Origin of the sequence: Aeromonas sp. s3, assembly GCF_040907805.1 — a bacterium.
GTDB lineage: Bacteria > Pseudomonadota > Gammaproteobacteria > Enterobacterales > Aeromonadaceae > Aeromonas > Aeromonas dhakensis.
In genome coordinates this window covers 371,550-387,984 of record NZ_JBFOCQ010000006.1, presented here as the reverse complement: position 1 = coordinate 387,984, position 16,435 = coordinate 371,550, and the positions used below count along the sequence as shown (strand labels likewise).

The window sequence follows — 16,435 nt, the reverse complement described above, 5'->3', positions numbered from 1 at the left end:
CGGCATGGGGTTAAATTCAATAGGGTGCCGTCGGCACCCTGTTGCGAATATGGCAAGGCCAGTTCCATCCAGTCCCTTATCAGGTTGAGATATGTTTCGTCCCAAGAGCACGTTTGAGCAATGGCGGATCTTTCAGGCCGTGGTGGACTGTGGCGGCTACGCCCAGGCCGCCGAGGCGCTGAACAAGAGCCAGTCCTCCCTCAATCATGCGGTAGCCAAACTGCAGCAGAGTCTGGGGGTGGCCCTGCTGGAGGTGAGAGGGCGCAAGGCGGTGCTGACGCCGGCGGGGGAGATCTTCCTCAAGCGGGCCCGTCAGCTTAGCCAGCAGGTGGAAGAGCTGGAGAACCTGGCCAACAACCTGGAGCGGCAATGGGAGCCGCAGATCAACCTCTATGTGTCAGTGATGCAGCCGCGCGAGCGGCTCTATCGGGCGCTGGCCCACTTCTATCCCCGCAGCCGGGGCTGCCGGGTCAATCTGCACGAGCGCATCCACTGCCACTTCAATGCCCTCCAAGTGGGGGATCTGATGCTCTCGGAACATCTGCCTCACGATCGCACCGGTCTGCCGCTGGACGAGGTGTGTCTGCTGCCGCTCTGCGCGGCCGATCACCCGCTCGCCACCCAGGGCGGCGCCATCGCTGCCGAGGCGCTGGCCGGCCACAACCAGATCAGCCTTCACCCCCCCATTCACCGCTCGGTGGACTGGAACGATGCGGACGACACCGGCTGGAAGGCGACCCACTACCACGAGGTGATCGCCATGCTCAAGCTTGGCCTCGGCTATGCCTGGCTGCCCCGCCACCTGGTGCAGGAGGAGCTGGCGAGCGGCGAGCTGGTGGCGCTGGATCTGGCTGGTGGCAACGAGCGCCACCTCTATACCTATCTGCTGACGCCGTCGGCCGACGCCCTGGGCCCGGCCACCGAGCTGCTGCTGCGCTGCCTGCGCAACGAATATCAGGACGACAGCGACCGCTAGTCTCCGGTCCCGCCACTCACCTATTCATTCACCCATCGAGGTAGGCCAGCTCCAGCTCCTACCTCAGACATTCGGCACCCGCCAGCAGGCGGCCAGTGCCAGCAGCGCCAGTCCCATCGCCACCATGAAGACCCCGTGGAAGCTCCAGATCTCCGCCACAGTCCCCGCTATCGCCCCCGCCATGATGGAGCCGGTGCGGATGCTGTTGGCGAACAGGGTAGTCGCCACCCCGGCGCGACCCGGCATCAGATCCTGGAAGTAGGACATGCCGATGCCGGCGACGATGCCGATGAAGATGGCGTTGAGCAGTTGCAACGCAATGAGGGCATGCTGGCTCGATAGTGTCACCAGCCCCACGTAGAAGCCGACCCCGGCCAGCACCGCTAGCAGCATCATGGGGCGCTTGCCAAAACGCTGGGTGTAGTGACCCGCCAGCAGCATGAAGGGGATCTCGAGAGCCGCCGCCGTGCCCATCAACACCCCGGCCAGCTTCTCCTCCAGCCCCAGCTCGCGAGTGATGTAGAGCGGCATGTTGATGAGGTACATGCTGTTGCAGGTCCACATCAGGGTGGAGGCGATAAAGAGTGCCCGCACCGACGGATCCCGCCAGCTACTGACCCGCTCCACCTCGCTGTCCATCACCGGCAGCGGCAACGAGGGCAGCCAGCGCCACACCACGAAGGCGCAGAGCAGATAGGCCAGCGCGGAGGCGAGGTACATCACCTCGAAGCCGTAGCCGATGGCCAGCGCGAAGGCGATGGGCGGCCCAATCACCCAGGCCAGCGAGAACTGGGCCCGCAGCACCGAGCTGAACATGTCGGCCCGCTTGTTGCGGCTGTCAGCATATTCCCGCGCCAGCGCGAACAGCTGGGGGCTGGCGGTGGCGGCCAGGCTCGCCAGCAGCACCCCCAGGCTCACCAGCAGCCAGTATTGCCGGTTCCAGGCAAACAGCAGGGAGAGCACCACGCCGGCGAAGCAGCAGCGCAGGATCAGCCGCTTGCGATCCCCCTTGTTGTCGGAACGATGGCCGAGCCACTGGCTGATGAGGATGCCGATCACCGCGTTGACGGTATAGAAGAGCCCCACCAGGAAGGGGCGCACCTGCACCTCCTCGGCCAGGAACAGGCTCAGGGTGGGCACCTGCAGCGCCACCGCCACCCCGGTCATGAAGGTCACGGCCAGAAAAGAGAGCGAGACGGGATCCGTCCTGTTGCGAGCAGCAGTCAGCAAGCGCATAGAATTACCACTGATTGGAGGGAAGAAAACTGGCCAAAATTCGGCAAGTGCATGAAATGGCGCCGCTTATTTTATGTCATTATCAAGAGCCACCTCAAGGCTTGCGACCCCGTCCCCGACCCCGTACAGTGAAAGCCCACTGGCCAGCATAAGGATTTCACATGTTTGATTTTGACCGGGAAATAGATCGCAGCGGCACCATGAGCCTGAAATGGGACAAGTACAAGGGACAGGACGTGCTGCCCATGTGGGTCGCCGACACCGACTTCGTCTCGCCCCCTGCCGTCGTCGAGGCCCTCACGGCGCGGGTCGCCCACGGCATCTTCGGCTACTCGCGCCCCTCTCCCCGGCTGATCGAACTCATCATCACGCGGTTGGCCAGCCGCTATGGCTGGACCATCCAGCCCGAGTGGCTCGTCTTTCTGCCCGGGGTGGTGCCCGGTCTCAACCTGGCCTGCAAGGCCTGGAGCCAGCACGGGCGTGGCATCATCACCCCCAAGCCGGTCTACTACCCCTTCCTGCAGGCGCCGGGCTTCAACGACCGGCCGCTGCTCACCGTGCCCATGGTGGAAGAGGCCGGTCGCTGGGTACTGGATATCGAGGAGCTGGAGCGCCAGGCGCCGGCGGCGGATCTGCTGCTGCTGTGCAACCCGCAAAACCCGGGCGGCACCGTGTTCACCCGCGAGGAGCTGCTGGCCATCGACGCCATCGCCGAGCGCCACAATCTGGTGATCTGCTCCGATGAAATTCACTGCGACCTGTTGCTGGACAAGGACGCCCGCCACATCCCCTACGGCGCCATCAGCCCGGCGGCGGCCGAGCGTTCGGCGGTGATGATGGCCCCGAGCAAGACCTTCAACATCGCCGGGCTCTGCTGCGCCTTCGCAGTGGTGCCCAATGCCCGTCTGCGCCTCAAGCTGCAGCAGGCGATGCGCGGCATCAGTGCCGACGTCAACCTGCTGGGCTTCGTGGCCGCCGAGGCGGCCTATGAAGGGGGCGAACAGTGGCTCAGCGAACAGCTCGACTACCTGGCCGCCAACCTGGTGCTGATCGAGCAGGCGGTCGCCCGCTGGCCCGGCATCAAGCTGGCGCGCCATCAGGCCACCTACCTCGCCTGGATCGACGTGAGCGCGTTGGGGCTGGACGATCCCATCGCCTTCTTCGAGCAGGCCGGGGTGGGGCTCTCCCCGGGTGCCCAGTTTGGCGACGGCCAGTTCGTGCGGCTCAACTTCGGCTGCACCCGGGCCCGCCTCGTCGAGGCATTGGCCCGCATGGAGAAGGCCATCCTGGCTCGCCGCTGAGCCCCTGCGGGGCGGCGCCGGCCGACCCCGCAATATAATCTGTCCGACCCGATCCGTATCCGCACGCAATAGGGTATATTTTGGCGACACCCCACCCCGGCCATCCCGGGGCGCCAGGGGCCACCCAACACGGCACCGGCCGCCCTCTTGCGGGCAACGGCCCGATGCCAACCGGGATGGGACTGACCCATCCTTTTTATCAGCCAATGATCCGGTTCACTATGTTCCAACGCGTCTTGCACCTTCTGCCCATCCGGCTGCGCCGAGCCCTGCCCTGGCTGGCAGCGACCCTGGCCCTGCCCCTGCAGGCCGCCACCTATCTCACCATCGGTACGGGGCCGCTGAACGGCGTCTACTACCCGACCGGCGGCGCCATCTGCCGGCTGCTCAATGAAGAGAGCGGCAGCCACGGCCTGCACTGCTCGGTGCAGAGTACCTCGGGTTCCCTCGCCAACCTGAAGGCGCTGGCGCAGGGCAACATCCAGCTGGCGCTGGTGCAGTCGGACGTACTGCATCACGCCGCTCACGGCACGGGCCCCTTCCAGGGCCAGCCCCCCGCCGATCAGCTGCGCAGCCTCTACCGCCTCCATCAAGAGTCGCTGACCCTGCTTGCCAGCGCCAACAGCAACATCAACACCCTGGCCGACATCGAAGGCAAGCGGGTCGATCTCGGCAACCCGGGTTCCGGGGAACGGGTCACCAGCCAGGCACTGCTCGACGCCATGGGCTGGCAGGCCAAGAGCTTTGCCCCCCTCATCCCCGCCGCGGCCAACAACCGGCTGGAGGGGCTCTGTGACGGTACCCTGGACGCCGCCTTCGTGGTGGCGGGCCACCCCAATCAGGCCATCGGCGATCTCACCGGCCGCTGCAAGGCGCGCCTCATCCCCATCGAGGGGGAACAGATAGACAGGCTGCTCAAGCAGCACCCCTACTATCAGCGCGGCCGCATCGGCGCCAACCTCTATCCGGGCCAGACCAGCGGAATCAACACCTTCGCCGTCACCGCCGAGCTGGTGGCGCTGGCCAGCCTGCCGGATAGCGAGGTGCGCACCGTGCGCGACGTGTTGAGCGGCCGGCTCAAGCAGTTTACCCGCCTCCACCCGGCACTGACCCAGCTCACCCTGGAGGGGATGCTGGGTGAGGCGGAAGTGCCGCGCCACGCCGGCATGGCGGATGCCCCACCCGTCCTGCTGCCCGAGACCCTAAGCCCGGCTCCGGCGACCTCGGAGGCCCTGGCGACGTCAGCGGCGCAGCCCACCGAAGTGGCGCACCCCGCCGGTGAGGACGCGAAGCCAGCTGCCAGCACGACGGGCGCCCCCTCCCCGGAAGGTACGCCCGCCACCTCCTCCAGGCAGACTCCTGGCGCCCTGCTGCCGACCTCCTCGGCAGCCGCAGCCACCGAGCAGGGCGCGAGTACCGTGCTCGAAGGGGCCGCCGTGGAGCAGGGCGGCACGCTGACGGGCACGGCTGCGCCAAGCCCCTCTGCCGTGATGAGCGGGGCACAACCCGCCTCGCCGGCGCCCGCCGAACCGGCATCGACAGCACCGCCACCGGCCGCACCAAGCGGCGCCTCACCGACCGCAGAGGGCACGCCTGCCCAGTAAGACCGCCAAACAGCCACAACGAAAGAGGCCACCCAAGGGTGGCCTCTTTTTATTTCGATATTGGCTGGACTCAAGCCCTGGCGTCCGGCAACGGTGCCGGGCGCTGGATCTCCTGCTCCACCCAGTGCAGCAGTTGCTTGATGGCGCGCGACAGCACCTGGTTCTGGCGCACCACATACCCTAAGCTGGTGCCGGGGAAATCGGTGAGCCGGGTCACCGGGGCGGTCAGCTTGAGCCGCGGGTGAATGGAAAAGTCCGGCACTATGGCCACCCCGAAGCCCGCCTCGGCCCAGTCTAGCTGGGCGTCCACGCTGCCCACCTCCATGATGCGACAGCTGGGCAGACCGAGCAGCGGCAGGGAGGGGTCGATAAGCGCCCGGGTACGGGTGTCGTGGCCCAGCAGGATCAGGGTCGGCTCGTCGAGGGGATCGCTCTCCCCCGCCTGCGCCCGCGCCTGCCAGCGGGCGAGACCGTGGCCCAGTGCGCACCAGGTCACCTGCTGCAACTCGGTATAGAACAGCGGCTCGCTGCGCTTTTGCGCCATCACGAAACCCAGATCCGCCTTGCCCGCCTTGACCAGCTCAGCCGCCTGATCCGAAGTGGTGTTGAACAGGGTGAGGTCGATGCCGGGGAACTCCTGCTTGAAGCGCTGAAAGGGCTGAATGAGCAGCAGGCGCGAGATGATGTCGCTGGCGGCGATGGCCAGCGTCCCCTGACTCAGCTGGTTGAGGGCGTTGAGATCGGACTGGCAGAGCTGCAGCTCGGCGATGGCGCGCTCGGCGCTTTGCAGCAGCCGCTCGCCGGCCTGGGTCAGCCGAAACGGGCTGCGCTCGATGAGTTTGACCCGGGTGGCCTGCTCCAGATTCTTGAGGTGCAGGCTCACATTGGGCTGGGTCATGTGCAGTTCGGTGGCGGTCTGGCCGAAGTGCTGCAGCCGAGCCAGGGTGACGAAGGTGTGCAGCCAGTGGATGTCCAGCATGGGGATCCTCTTGTGCCGCCCGGCAGCGGCCACCCTGCTCGACAACGGCGAGGCGGCGCGACCAGGGAGCAGTTTGCCGATAAATTCGCCGCAATTATATGACTCTCTTATCGGAATTATAAAGATAATTAATTTTTCTAATCCGCCCCGGCCTCCTAGGATGATCGCCTAACGTCTTAGGAGAAAGAGTCATGTCGTCTATCGTAGTCGTAGGTGCCAACTGGGGTGATGAAGGCAAAGGCCGCATCGTGGATTATCTGGCAGGCCAAGCCGGCGCCAGCATTCGCTTCCAGGGCGGCAACAACGCCGGCCATACCGTCGTCAACGACCTTGGCACCTTCAAGCTGCACCAGGTTCCGAGCGGTGTGTTCAACCCGGATTGCCTGGTCGTGCTGGGCCCGGGCATGGTGATCAGCCCCGAGAAACTGACCGTCGAGCTGGACGAAGTGAAAGCCTCCGGCGTCACTCCCAAGCTGGCCATCTCTGATCGCGCCACCCTCTGCCTGCCGCTGCACGCCATGGAAGATACCCTGGAAGAGCAGCGCCTGGGCGACGGCGCCTACGGTTCCACCCGTCAGGGCATCGCCCCTGCCTACGGCGATCGCGTCATGAAGAAAGCGATCCTGGTGGGCTGGCTGAAGCAGCCGGAAGTGCTGGTCGAGCGCATTCAATTCTTCCTCGACTGGAAACTGCCGCAGCTCAAGGCCCTCTACCCGACCTTCGAATTCAACCAGACCGCCCAGGAGATGGCTGACTGGCTGCTGGAAGTGTCCGCCCCCTGGATCGACTCCGTCTGCAACGTCAGCATGCCGCTCAAAGCGCTGCAGGCCGAAGGCAAGACCCTGCTGTTCGAAGCCCAGCTGGGTGCCGGCCGTGACCTGATCTACGGCGAATACCCCTGGGTGACCTCCTCCCACGTTTCCGGCGCCTATGCCGGCATCGGTGGCGGCCTGCCGGGTCTGCGTCCCGAGCGCGTCATCGCCGTCGCCAAGGCATTCAGCACCTCCGTCGGTACCGGCACCCTGCTGACCGCCATGGAGAACCAGGACGAGTTCCGCAAAATTGCCAACGAATTCGGCGCCACCACCGGCCGTCCCCGTGACGTCGGCTACTTTGACGCCGTTGCCACCAAGAACGGTGTCGAGCTGCAGGCTGCCAACGAAGTGGCGCTGACCAAGCTGGACTGCCTGACCGGTCTGCCGGATCTGAAGATCTGCGTCGCCTACGAAGGTGCCCACACCGAGAACCCGATCTGGCCGCAAACTGCCGGTCTGAAGCCGGTTTACGAAGTGATGGAAAGCTGGAGCGAAGACATCACCGGCTGCCGTACCTTCGCCGAGCTGCCCAAAGCGGCTCAGCAGTACGTACTGCGCATCGAAGAGCTGCTGGGCGTACCGGTGCCGATGGTTTCCGTCGGCCCGGGCCGTGACGAGATGATCCTGCGCTAAGTCGCGCGATCAGCTGTCAGCACAGTAAAAAACCGGCATCCATGATGCCGGTTTTTTTATGCCCGGACGCGCTACTGCGCTTTCTCAGCCCCCACCACAAATCAACACAACGACTCACATCATGGCGGCAAGATGGCCACTTTGAGCCGTTAGGTTACTCACCTCATCTTCCTCTTCGCTAGACTGATCCCATCATCCACCGAGGAGCCTCACCATGAAGATTGCCAAGCGTACCACCCTGCTCTCCCTGCTGTGCATGGCGGCCCTGCCCGCCAGTGCCATGACCCTGAAGAGCAGCGACATCCACGAAGGCCAGCTGATGGACAAGGCCTTCAGCTTCAACGGCTTTGGCTGCAGCGGCGACAACCGCTCGCCCCAGCTGAGCTGGCAAGACCTGCCCGCCGGCACCAAGAGCGTCACCATCACCGCCTATGATCCAGATGCCCCCACCGGCAGCGGCTGGTGGCACTGGCTGGTGGTGAACCTGCCGGCCAGTCAGAGCGAGCTGCCGAGCAACGCCTCGGGCAAGCTCAAGCAGGGGCTGGAGCTCAAGACCGACTTCGGCAGCCAGGGTTACGGCGGCCCCTGCCCGCCCGCCGGCCACGGCATGCACCGCTACCAGTTCACCGCCTGGGCTCTGCCCCAGCCCCTGGAGGTGAAGGCAGACACCCCGCCCGCCATGGTAGGCTACATGCTCAACAGCATGGCCCTTGGCAAGGCCACCCTGACCGCCACCTTCGTCACCCCCTAGGAGCCAGCCGGATGAGCACGCCGCTGCTGCAACTGCACCACTATCTCGGGATCCGCCAGCAGCCGCTGCACCGGGTGCTCATCTATGCCCCCACCATCATCTGGGTGGAGCAGGGTCACAAGCAGTTGTGGTGGCAGGAGAAGCGCCTGGCGTTCGATCAGGCGAGCTGGCTGCTGATCCCGGCCGGTCACCAGCTCACCTTCGTCAACCAGCCGGAGCAGGGCAAGTTTCGCTCCCGCGCGCTGACCCTGCTGACCCCGCCCCCCGTCGACTGGCTCAGCGCCGCCCAGGCCGGCCCGCTCAAAGAGCCGCGCCTGACGGTCAGTCCGGCACTGGCCTTCTGTTTCGAGCTGGTCTGCTCCATGGCGCAGAGGCGGCTCAATGAGGCCACCCAGGCCCAGCTGCTGCAGGGCTTCTATGCCGAGCTGCAGGCCGCCGGCGGGCTCGACCTGCTGTTTCCCGCCCACACCATGACCCTCGGCGAGCGGCTGGCCCGCTACCTCGGGGTGGAGCCGGGCGCCGATCACACCCTGGAGGGAGTCGCACCGCACTTCGCCATGAGCCGCGCCTCCATGGCGCGCAAGCTGGCCGCCGAGGGGCGCAGCTTTCGCCAGCTGCTGACCCAGGTGCGCATGAGCCACGCCCTCACCCTGCTGCAGCAGGGGCTGGCGCCGCTGGAGACGGCCCTCGCCTGTGGCTACGACTCCCCCAGCCGCTTTGCCGCCCGCTTCAAGCAGGAGTTCGGCCTGACCCCCTATCAATACCTGCGCACCTGCCCCTCCTCTCTCTCGCTGGCTGCCGCCAGACAAGTAAACAGTTACTAAAATATCGAATTATGTAACCTCGTGTAACCGGGTGATCCGGCTCACACCAGCCCCTCCGGCACTGTGACGCAGCGCCAATAATCCCCTCAAAATCGCCCTATAATGGCTCTCGCAAACGATTTCACTAAAACAAGCACTAAAAAACACCTTCCTTAACCTACAAAAACTGTCATTGGAGCGAGAGATGTTTCGTAAAAATTTACTATCCGTCACCCTGAGCGTTGCCCTGTTCGGCCTTACTGCCTGCAACGGCAATGACTCCAGCAGCCCGGCCGCCCCCAGCGCCACCCTGGCGAACCAGTATCAGAACGTGATCGACCGCAGCGGCACCCCGCGCCAGTTCCGTGACTTTGACAGCTACTCCAACCTCAAATACAACCCGCTGCTCGATCTCGGTGCCTGGCACGGCTTCCTGCTGCCCGCCAGCGACAGCGAGTGGGGCGGCTTTACCGGCCCCATGGTCATCGCCGAGGAGTACAGCCTGTTCTTCGCCAGCGAGTTGGACAAGCTGACCCTGAGCGACGAGAGCGGCCGCGCCTTCCCGCTCACCAGCGCCAGCAAGCAGGCGCTGTACGCCATCCCGGGGGCGCTGGTGCAGCGCTTCGAATTCGAACCCTTCACTCTGGAGCTGGAGCTGCGCTACGGCGATGCCCGCACTGCGCTGGTTCGTACCCGCCTCATCAACCACACTGATGCACCGCTCACCCTCAAGCTCAGCTGGCAGGGGGAGCTGCTCAACCAGTGGGATGCCAACAAGACGGTCGCCGAGCAGTACCCCGCCTGGACCCGCACCATCAGCCAGACCGAGCGCGGCGTGGCATTCCAGTTCGGCAAACTGCGCAGCACCTGGAACATCATGCAAAGCGGCAGCGCCAGCTACCGCATCGATCGCACCCTGCCCAGTCGCACCACCCTCGACGAGCAGAGACTCGGCTACGTGAGCGAGGCCAGCCTCACCCTGGCCGCCAAGGGCCAGCAGGATATCTACACCCTGCAGAGCTATGTCCACAGCAGTGCTGAAGCGAGTCGTTTCGAGCAGAGCCGCCAGGCGCTGCTGGCCGACCCCACCAGCCATTTCGACGACTCCATCCGCCGCTGGGAGGATTACCTGGCGCGCGGCCTCTCCAATCAGGGGATCCCGGAATCGGAGCGGCGTATCGCGGTCAAGGCGATGGAGACCCTCAACGGCAACTGGCGCTCACCGGCCGGCGCCATCCTGCACGACGGGGTGACCCCCTCCAACACCGCCCGCTGGTTCGACGGGGTCTGGGCCTGGGACAGCTGGAAGCACGCCTATGCCATGGCCCACTTCAACCCCGAGGTAGCCAAGAACAACGTGCGCGCCATGTATGACTACCAGATCCAGGCCGATGACCCGGTCCGGCCGCAGGATGCCGGCATGGTGATCGATGCAGTCTTCTACAACAAGCTCGCCGATCGGGGCGGCGACGGCGGCAACTGGAACGAGCGCGACACCAAGCCGCCTCTCTCCGCCTGGGCCATCTGGGAGATCTACAGCGCCACCAAGGACAAGGCCTTCATCGCCGAGATGTATCCGAAGATCCAGGCCTATCACGACTGGTGGTATCGGGCGCGGGACAACAACCGCAACGGCATCATCGAATATGGCGCCACCCGCCACGTCGAGCACAACGACGAGTTCGGCAACATCACCTTCAAGGTGCAGTACCCGACGGGAGCACCGGTCGGGCTGGATCTGTCGAGCTGTACCAATGAGGGTGATGGCTGGTATGGCTGCGCTGGCATGGCGCTCTACCAGCAGGTATTGAGCGTTGGCGGCTACGCCGACATGGATATCGGCGCCCAGCACGGCGCCGGCTGGGAGTCCGGCATGGACAACGCCGCCCGCTTCGGCTTTATCGAGCAGGATCAGCTCAAGCGCTATGCCGACAAGACCTATGGCGGCGACCTGGCCCGTGCGCGGCAGGACTGGAACGTCTTCTTCTTCGAGAACCATCAGGACGATGGTAGCCTCATCGGCTTCTCCATCGATCAGGAGTCGGTGGAGCTCAACGCCTTCCTCGCCAAGGAGAAACGCATCCTGGCCGACATGGCCGAGCTGCTCGGCAAGCCTGACGAGGCGAGCCGCTATCGCGAAGGGGCGACCCAGCTGGCTGGCTACATCAACAGCTGCCTGTTCGATGAGGCCTCCGGCTTCTATTACGACCGCCAGATAGCCCAGGGGGATCTGCCCGACGCCAACGGCTGCGTCGGCAAGCTGTTGACCGCCCGCGGCCGCGGCCCGGAAGGGTGGAGTCCGCTCTGGGCCGAGGTGGCGGACCAGGAGAAGGCGGCGCGGGTGCGCGAGGTGATGCTCAATGCCCAGGAGTTCAACACCAGGGTGCCGCTCGGCACGGCGGCGCTGACCAACCCGGCCTATGACCCCGACATCTACTGGCGCGGCCGGGTCTGGCTGGATCAGTTCTACTTCGGGGTGAAGGGGCTGGAGAACTACGGCTATCGCAGCGATGCCCAACAGCTCGTCAACAAGCTGTTTGCCAACGCCGAGGGGCTGGCGGGCAGCGGCCCCATCCGCGAGAACTACAACCCGGAGACCGGCGCCATGCAGGGGGCCAGCAACTTCAGCTGGAGCTCGGCCCACCTCTACATGCTCTACCGCAACTTCCTGAAAACAGAGGGCTGATCCCTCTTTGCAGGCATGAGCCAACAAAAAGGCCTCCGCAAGGGAGGCCTTTTTTATGGCGGCGCCAAAGGTGGCGACTTACTTGACGGTCACCCGGGCAAACTTGCGCTTGCCGACCTGGTAGACGGCGGTGCCGGCACCGATGAGTGCCTTGCCATCTTCCAGCTTCTCGCCGTCAACCTTCACCGCGCCCTGCTTGATCATCCGCAGCGCTTCGGAGGTGGTGGCCACCAGATCGGCGTCTTTGAGCAGGTTGGCAATGGCCAGCCCTTCGCCTTCCAGTGCCAGCTCGACTTCCGGCATTTCGTCCGGAATGGCGTTCTTGGAGAAGCGCTGGGTGAAGTCTTCGTGGGCCGCTTCAGCCGCCGCTTCGTCGTGATAACGGGCGATGATCTCCTTGGCCAGCCAGATCTTCACATCGCGCGGGTTGAGAGTGCCGGCAGCGATGCCTGCCTTGAACTCTTCAATTTCAGCCAGCGGACGGAAGGAGAGCAGCTCGTAGTAGTTCCACATCAGATCGTCGGTGATGGACATGATCTTGCCGAACATCTCACCCGGAGCATCATGGACGCCGATGTAGTTGCCTGCGGACTTGGACATCTTCTTGACGCCGTCCAGGCCCACCAAGAGCGGCATCATCAGCACGCACTGGGTCGCCATGCCGGCATCTTTTTGCAGCTCGCGGCCCATCAGCAGGTTGAACTTCTGATCGGTACCGCCGAGCTCGACGTCCGCCTTCAGCGCGACCGAGTCATAGCCTTGCAGCAGCGGATAGAGGAATTCGTGAATGGCGATGGACTGGCCGTTGCTGTAGCGCTTCTTGAAGTCGTCGCGCTCCATCATGCGGGCCACGGTCTGCTTGGCCGCCAGCTTGATCATGCCGGTCGCGCCCAGCTCGCTCAGCCAGGTGGAGTTGTACTCGATGCGGGTCTTGGCCGGGTCGAGGATCTTGAACGCCTGCTCTGCATAGGTGAGGGCGTTGTGCTTGATGGCCTCTTCGGAGAGCGGCGGACGGGTGGCGTTCTTGCCGGAGGGGTCACCCACCATGGCGGTGAAGTCCCCGATCAGCAGGATCACTTCATGGCCCAGATCCTGGAAGGTCTTCAGCTTGTTGAGGATCACGGTATGACCCAGATGAATGTCGGGAGCCGTCGGGTCCATCCCCAACTTGATGCGCAGCGGGCGCCCTTCCTTCAACTTGGCGACCAGTTCTTCTTCCACCAGAATTTCTTCCGCTCCGCGCTTGATCTCGGCTAGCGCCACCTCGAGCTGGGACATTTTTTGACTCTCCAATCACGATTCCACAGGGCCAGACATATTACTGGAATGGCGGGCCAATTGGAAAGGCGGTAAACTCCGACATTCTTCCCGGCTCAACTTCGTCTGCTTCTCATGGTCATTTGGCACGCCTTCAACTCTCTTCCTCACTGGCACCGCAAGATGGTGCTGATCCTGAGCATCATGGTGATGATGCTGGCGGCCTGGCCCAGCGAACAGGCGGTCGCCACCCGGGTCGATGACAACGGCAACGAGCTGGCCATGGAGCAGCAGGTCGACGAGGAGGCGCTGCTGGCCGAAGCCAAGCCCGTCGCCCCGCCCAAGCCGAGCTACATCACCAAGCAGGTGAAGGTACGCAGCGGCGACAACATGGGGGTCATCTTCCAGCGCCTCGGCCTCAGCACCACGGATCTGCACCTCATCGATCAGCTGAACGGCACCGACACCCTGCGCCTGCTCAAGCCAGGCCAGGAGCTCACCTTCAAGCTCACCAAGGGCGGCGAGCTGCACAGCCTCTACTATCCCCACAGCCTGGAGCAGGCGCTCAAGGTGAGCCGCAAGGATGAAGGGTTTGTCGCCCGGGCGGTCAAGCTCGAGCTCGACACCCGCGAACAGGTGGCCAAGGGGGAGATCCGCTCCAGCTTCTGGGGCGCCGCCGTCGACGCCGGCATGACCGAGGATCAGATCATGGATCTCGCCGCCATCTTCGGCTGGGATATCGACTTTGCCCAGGACCTGCAACCGGGGGACAGCTTCCGGGTGGTGTATGAGGAGAAGTTCCAGGATGACGAGCGGGTTGCTTCCGGCGACATCCTGGCCGCCGAGTTCGTCAACCAGGGCGCCATCTACCGCGCCGTGCTGAACGAGGATGGCAACTACTACACCCCGGATGGCAAGGCGATGCGCAAAAGCTTCCTGCGTGCGCCGGTCAACTTCAAATACATCAGCTCCAACTTCAATCCGCGCCGTCTGCACCCGGTCACCGGCAAGGTACGCCCCCACAACGGCATCGACTACGTGGCGCCGGTGGGCACCCCCATCATGGCGGCCGGTGGCGGCAGCGTGGTGGCCGCCGGCTACAACCAGTTCAACGGCAACTACGTCTTCATCAAGCACGCCGGCAACTACGTGACCAAGTACCTGCACCTCTCCAAGCGCACCGTCAACAAGGGGCAGCGGGTGAAGCAGGGCCAGACCATCGGCAATCTGGGGGGGACCGGCCGGGTCACCGGGCCGCACCTGCACTATGAATTCGTGGTGGGCGGCGTGCACAAGAACCCGCGTACCCTCAACCTGCCGCAGGCGGAGTCTCTGAGCGGGCGGGCGCTGGCCAGCTTCAAGGCACAAGCCATGCCCCAGCTGGCCAAGCTGGACAGCCCGGAGCTGCAGTTGGCCCAGAACAAGCGGGCCAACGGCGGCAACTGACCTACAAGGAACAGTCATGAGCGAGCGTTATATCGGCTTGATGTCCGGTACCAGAATTCGGCATGGGATCGAGGCCGCTTCCTCTCTCACGTACTTTTTCCCGACCTGCAAGTAAGGAAGCCCCATGACTGAACGCTATATAGGCTTGATGTCCGGTACCAGCATGGATGGTATCGATGCCGTGCTGGTACTGATCGATGGGGATCAACTGCGGGTCGAGGCGGCCGTCAGCCACCCCTGGCCCACCGCCCACGAGCTGCACGCACTCAGCACCCCGGGCGACAACGAGATCGATCGCATGGGGGTGGCCGACAACCTGGTCGCCCGCGAGTTTGCCGCCGCCACCCACGCCCTGCTGGCCAAGGCAGGGCTGACTCCCAGGGATATTCGCGCCATTGGCAGCCACGGCCAGACCATCCGCCACCGTCCCCAGCTCGGCTTTACCCTGCAGATCGGCAACGCGGCCCTGCTGGCGGCGCTGACCGGCATAGACGTCATCGCCGATTTTCGCACCATGGACATGGCCCTCGGCGGCCAGGGGGCACCGCTGGTGCCCGCCTTCCATCAAGCCTTCTTTGCGCGCCCTGGCGCCCTGCGGGTAGTGCTCAACCTCGGCGGCATCGCCAATATCTCGGTGCTGCCGGGCCAGGCCGACGGCGTCTATGGCTTTGATACCGGCCCGGCCAACACCCTGCTCGACGGTTGGTATCGCCGCCATCACCCCAAGGGGGGCGGTTACGATGCCGGCGGCCAGTGGGCGGCCAGCGGCCAGCTTATCCCCGAGCTGCTGGAGCAGCTGCTGGCCCACCCCTACTTTGCCGCCCCCCACCCCAAGAGCACCGGGCGGGAGATGTTTACCCTCGATTGGCTCGATGGCGAGCTGGCCGGCCGCGCCCATGCCCCGGCGGATGTGCAGCGCACCCTGCAGGCGCTCACCTGCCACAGCATCGCCCGCCAGCTGCCCGTACTGGCTGATGCACAGAGCAGGTCCGAGCTCTATGTCTGCGGCGGCGGCGCCCATAACGCCCCGCTGCTGGCGGAGCTGGCCAGCCTGCTGCCCCGCTGGCGCATCGCCAACACGGCCGAGCTGGGGATCGCCCCCGACTGGATGGAAGGCGCGGCGTTTGCCTGGCTGGCACAGCGCTTTATCCACCGCCAACCCGGTAACCTGCCGGCTGTCACCGGCGCCAGCCGCCCTGCCGTGCTGGGTGCCCTCTATCCCACCTGAGCCATACCTGGTCCAAGGCGCCGCCTGAACAAGGCTCCTGCAACCCAGGCGGCCGACCTCTCAAACACCAGACCCAGTCGCGCCGACCATGGGGCGATACCGGTTTTTTCCGCCAGAACAGGGCAACGCGGCAGCGCTATCTTGTCCGGGCTCCAGGCACAAGGTTTACACCCGCTGAACCAGCCTGCCCCCCCTGTTGCATCCTTCGCCCGATATCGGCTGGGCTGGAACATCCGTCCTGATATTTGCCCCTGATGGCGCTTGTCCCACGCTGCAATTTCATTGCATAAACCTGACGGGTGCCATCTGGAAAATAACGGCAGCCAATATCTGGCAAATAACGGCTGCCCGCGGCGAGCTTTGCCTGCAAATAAGCCGACAGCCATGCAAGATCGCTGAATGATATGTCAGTGACCGACGAATGGGCACAATAACCGCCCCCGGCTAGCATATTTTCCATGCATATGATAGCCCCTTTCAACGCAATGAAATGCATAGCCATGCATAGTTTTTTGCATTAACAGCGAAATAGTGCCAATCATTAACGCTTTATTCACAGGGCCGATCGCTGAGCATGATGGCGGGAAGCCGCGCCATTCGGCCTTCACCACCATAACGCACTATATGAAGCCATTTATCCCGTCATTTATCGTGCATTGAATGCCATTCTGGCTATATTTCAGAGCGTTGAGCCACCTCATAGAAATGCGATCCCGGTTT

At 64.2% G+C, this 16,435-nt stretch carries 12 protein-coding genes; 9 read left to right on the top strand and 3 right to left on the bottom strand.

Translation table 11 applies throughout. The annotated features are described in order from the left end of the window. The first annotated feature begins 91 nt into the window (after positions 1-91). Positions 92-976 (top strand): LysR family transcriptional regulator, encoded by an 885-nt coding sequence (locus AB5Y98_RS02475; RefSeq protein WP_010633255.1) that lies wholly within the window; start codon positions 92-94, stop codon positions 974-976. 63 nt (positions 977-1,039) lie between these two features. Here AB5Y98_RS02475 and AB5Y98_RS02470 read toward each other — a convergent pair whose 3' ends face one another. Continuing rightward, positions 1,040-2,212, bottom strand: a complete 1,173-nt coding sequence (locus AB5Y98_RS02470; RefSeq protein WP_010633254.1) for an MFS transporter — start codon at positions 2,210-2,212, stop codon at positions 1,040-1,042. Positions 2,213-2,373: 161 nt separating this feature from the next. Here AB5Y98_RS02470 and AB5Y98_RS02465 point away from each other — a divergent pair, with 161 nt between their 5' ends. Together AB5Y98_RS02465 and AB5Y98_RS02460 are read left to right on the top strand one after the other, a co-directional pair. Beyond that, on the top strand, positions 2,374-3,513 hold the full coding sequence (locus tag AB5Y98_RS02465) for a MalY/PatB family protein (protein ID WP_368231254.1): 1,140 nt from the start codon (positions 2,374-2,376) through the stop codon (positions 3,511-3,513). A gap of 221 nt (positions 3,514-3,734) precedes the next feature. Further along, positions 3,735-5,117, top strand: a complete 1,383-nt coding sequence (locus AB5Y98_RS02460; protein WP_368231253.1) for a TAXI family TRAP transporter solute-binding subunit — start codon at positions 3,735-3,737, stop codon at positions 5,115-5,117. Positions 5,118-5,187: 70 nt separating this feature from the next. On the opposite strand, the gene AB5Y98_RS02455 is transcribed toward AB5Y98_RS02460, so the two are convergent. Then, positions 5,188-6,096, bottom strand: coding sequence for a LysR family transcriptional regulator (locus AB5Y98_RS02455; RefSeq protein WP_010633251.1), 909 nt, complete (start codon positions 6,094-6,096; stop codon positions 5,188-5,190). A gap of 191 nt (positions 6,097-6,287) precedes the next feature. On the opposite strand from AB5Y98_RS02455, the gene AB5Y98_RS02450 reads away from it, so the two are divergent. The 4 genes from AB5Y98_RS02450 to ygjK all read left to right on the top strand — a co-directional run bounded on the left by AB5Y98_RS02450 (position 6,288) and on the right by ygjK (position 11,784). Then, positions 6,288-7,544: an adenylosuccinate synthetase gene (locus AB5Y98_RS02450; RefSeq protein ID WP_005303296.1), complete on the top strand. Its 1,257-nt coding sequence runs from the start codon at positions 6,288-6,290 to the stop codon at positions 7,542-7,544. A 214-nt stretch (positions 7,545-7,758) separates the two neighbouring features. After that, positions 7,759-8,295: a YbhB/YbcL family Raf kinase inhibitor-like protein gene (locus AB5Y98_RS02445; protein WP_099359571.1), complete on the top strand. Its 537-nt coding sequence runs from the start codon at positions 7,759-7,761 to the stop codon at positions 8,293-8,295. Between the two features lie 11 nt (positions 8,296-8,306). Beyond that, a complete protein-coding gene (locus AB5Y98_RS02440; RefSeq protein ID WP_368231252.1) occupies positions 8,307-9,119 on the top strand; it encodes a helix-turn-helix transcriptional regulator in 813 nt (270 codons plus the stop codon). A 184-nt stretch (positions 9,120-9,303) separates the two neighbouring features. Beyond that, the gene (ygjK, locus tag AB5Y98_RS02435; protein ID WP_368231251.1) at positions 9,304-11,784 is read left to right on the top strand and encodes an alpha-glucosidase; all 2,481 of its coding nucleotides are present in this window, start codon (positions 9,304-9,306) and stop codon (positions 11,782-11,784) included. A 78-nt stretch (positions 11,785-11,862) separates the two neighbouring features. On the opposite strand, the gene tyrS is transcribed toward ygjK, so the two are convergent. After that, complete coding sequence (gene tyrS, locus AB5Y98_RS02430; RefSeq protein ID WP_024941863.1) at positions 11,863-13,062, bottom strand: tyrosine--tRNA ligase; 1,200 nt, start codon at positions 13,060-13,062, stop codon at positions 11,863-11,865. 114 nt (positions 13,063-13,176) lie between these two features. On the opposite strand from tyrS, the gene AB5Y98_RS02425 reads away from it, so the two are divergent. After that, complete coding sequence (locus AB5Y98_RS02425; protein WP_368231250.1) at positions 13,177-14,487, top strand: peptidoglycan DD-metalloendopeptidase family protein; 1,311 nt, start codon at positions 13,177-13,179, stop codon at positions 14,485-14,487. 124 nt (positions 14,488-14,611) lie between these two features. Further along, positions 14,612-15,715: an anhydro-N-acetylmuramic acid kinase gene (locus AB5Y98_RS02420; protein WP_024941865.1), complete on the top strand. Its 1,104-nt coding sequence runs from the start codon at positions 14,612-14,614 to the stop codon at positions 15,713-15,715. Positions 15,716-16,435 lie beyond the last annotated feature (720 nt).

Bases quoted from the DNA above. Each gene is read 5' to 3' on its own strand.
- AB5Y98_RS02475 (WP_010633255.1), top strand. From the start codon at position 92: ATGTTTCGTCCCAAGAGCACGTTTGAGCAATGGCGGATCTTTCAGGCC.
- AB5Y98_RS02470 (WP_010633254.1), bottom strand. From the start codon at position 2,212: ATGCGCTTGCTGACTGCTGCTCGCAACAGGACGGATCCCGTCTCGCTC.
- AB5Y98_RS02465 (WP_368231254.1), top strand. From the start codon at position 2,374: ATGTTTGATTTTGACCGGGAAATAGATCGCAGCGGCACCATGAGCCTG.
- AB5Y98_RS02460 (WP_368231253.1), top strand. From the start codon at position 3,735: ATGTTCCAACGCGTCTTGCACCTTCTGCCCATCCGGCTGCGCCGAGCC.
- AB5Y98_RS02455 (WP_010633251.1), bottom strand. From the start codon at position 6,096: ATGCTGGACATCCACTGGCTGCACACCTTCGTCACCCTGGCTCGGCTG.
- AB5Y98_RS02450 (WP_005303296.1), top strand. From the start codon at position 6,288: ATGTCGTCTATCGTAGTCGTAGGTGCCAACTGGGGTGATGAAGGCAAA.
- AB5Y98_RS02445 (WP_099359571.1), top strand. From the start codon at position 7,759: ATGAAGATTGCCAAGCGTACCACCCTGCTCTCCCTGCTGTGCATGGCG.
- AB5Y98_RS02440 (WP_368231252.1), top strand. From the start codon at position 8,307: ATGAGCACGCCGCTGCTGCAACTGCACCACTATCTCGGGATCCGCCAG.
- ygjK (WP_368231251.1), top strand. From the start codon at position 9,304: ATGTTTCGTAAAAATTTACTATCCGTCACCCTGAGCGTTGCCCTGTTC.
- tyrS (WP_024941863.1), bottom strand. From the start codon at position 13,062: ATGTCCCAGCTCGAGGTGGCGCTAGCCGAGATCAAGCGCGGAGCGGAA.
- AB5Y98_RS02425 (WP_368231250.1), top strand. From the start codon at position 13,177: ATGGTCATTTGGCACGCCTTCAACTCTCTTCCTCACTGGCACCGCAAG.
- AB5Y98_RS02420 (WP_024941865.1), top strand. From the start codon at position 14,612: ATGACTGAACGCTATATAGGCTTGATGTCCGGTACCAGCATGGATGGT.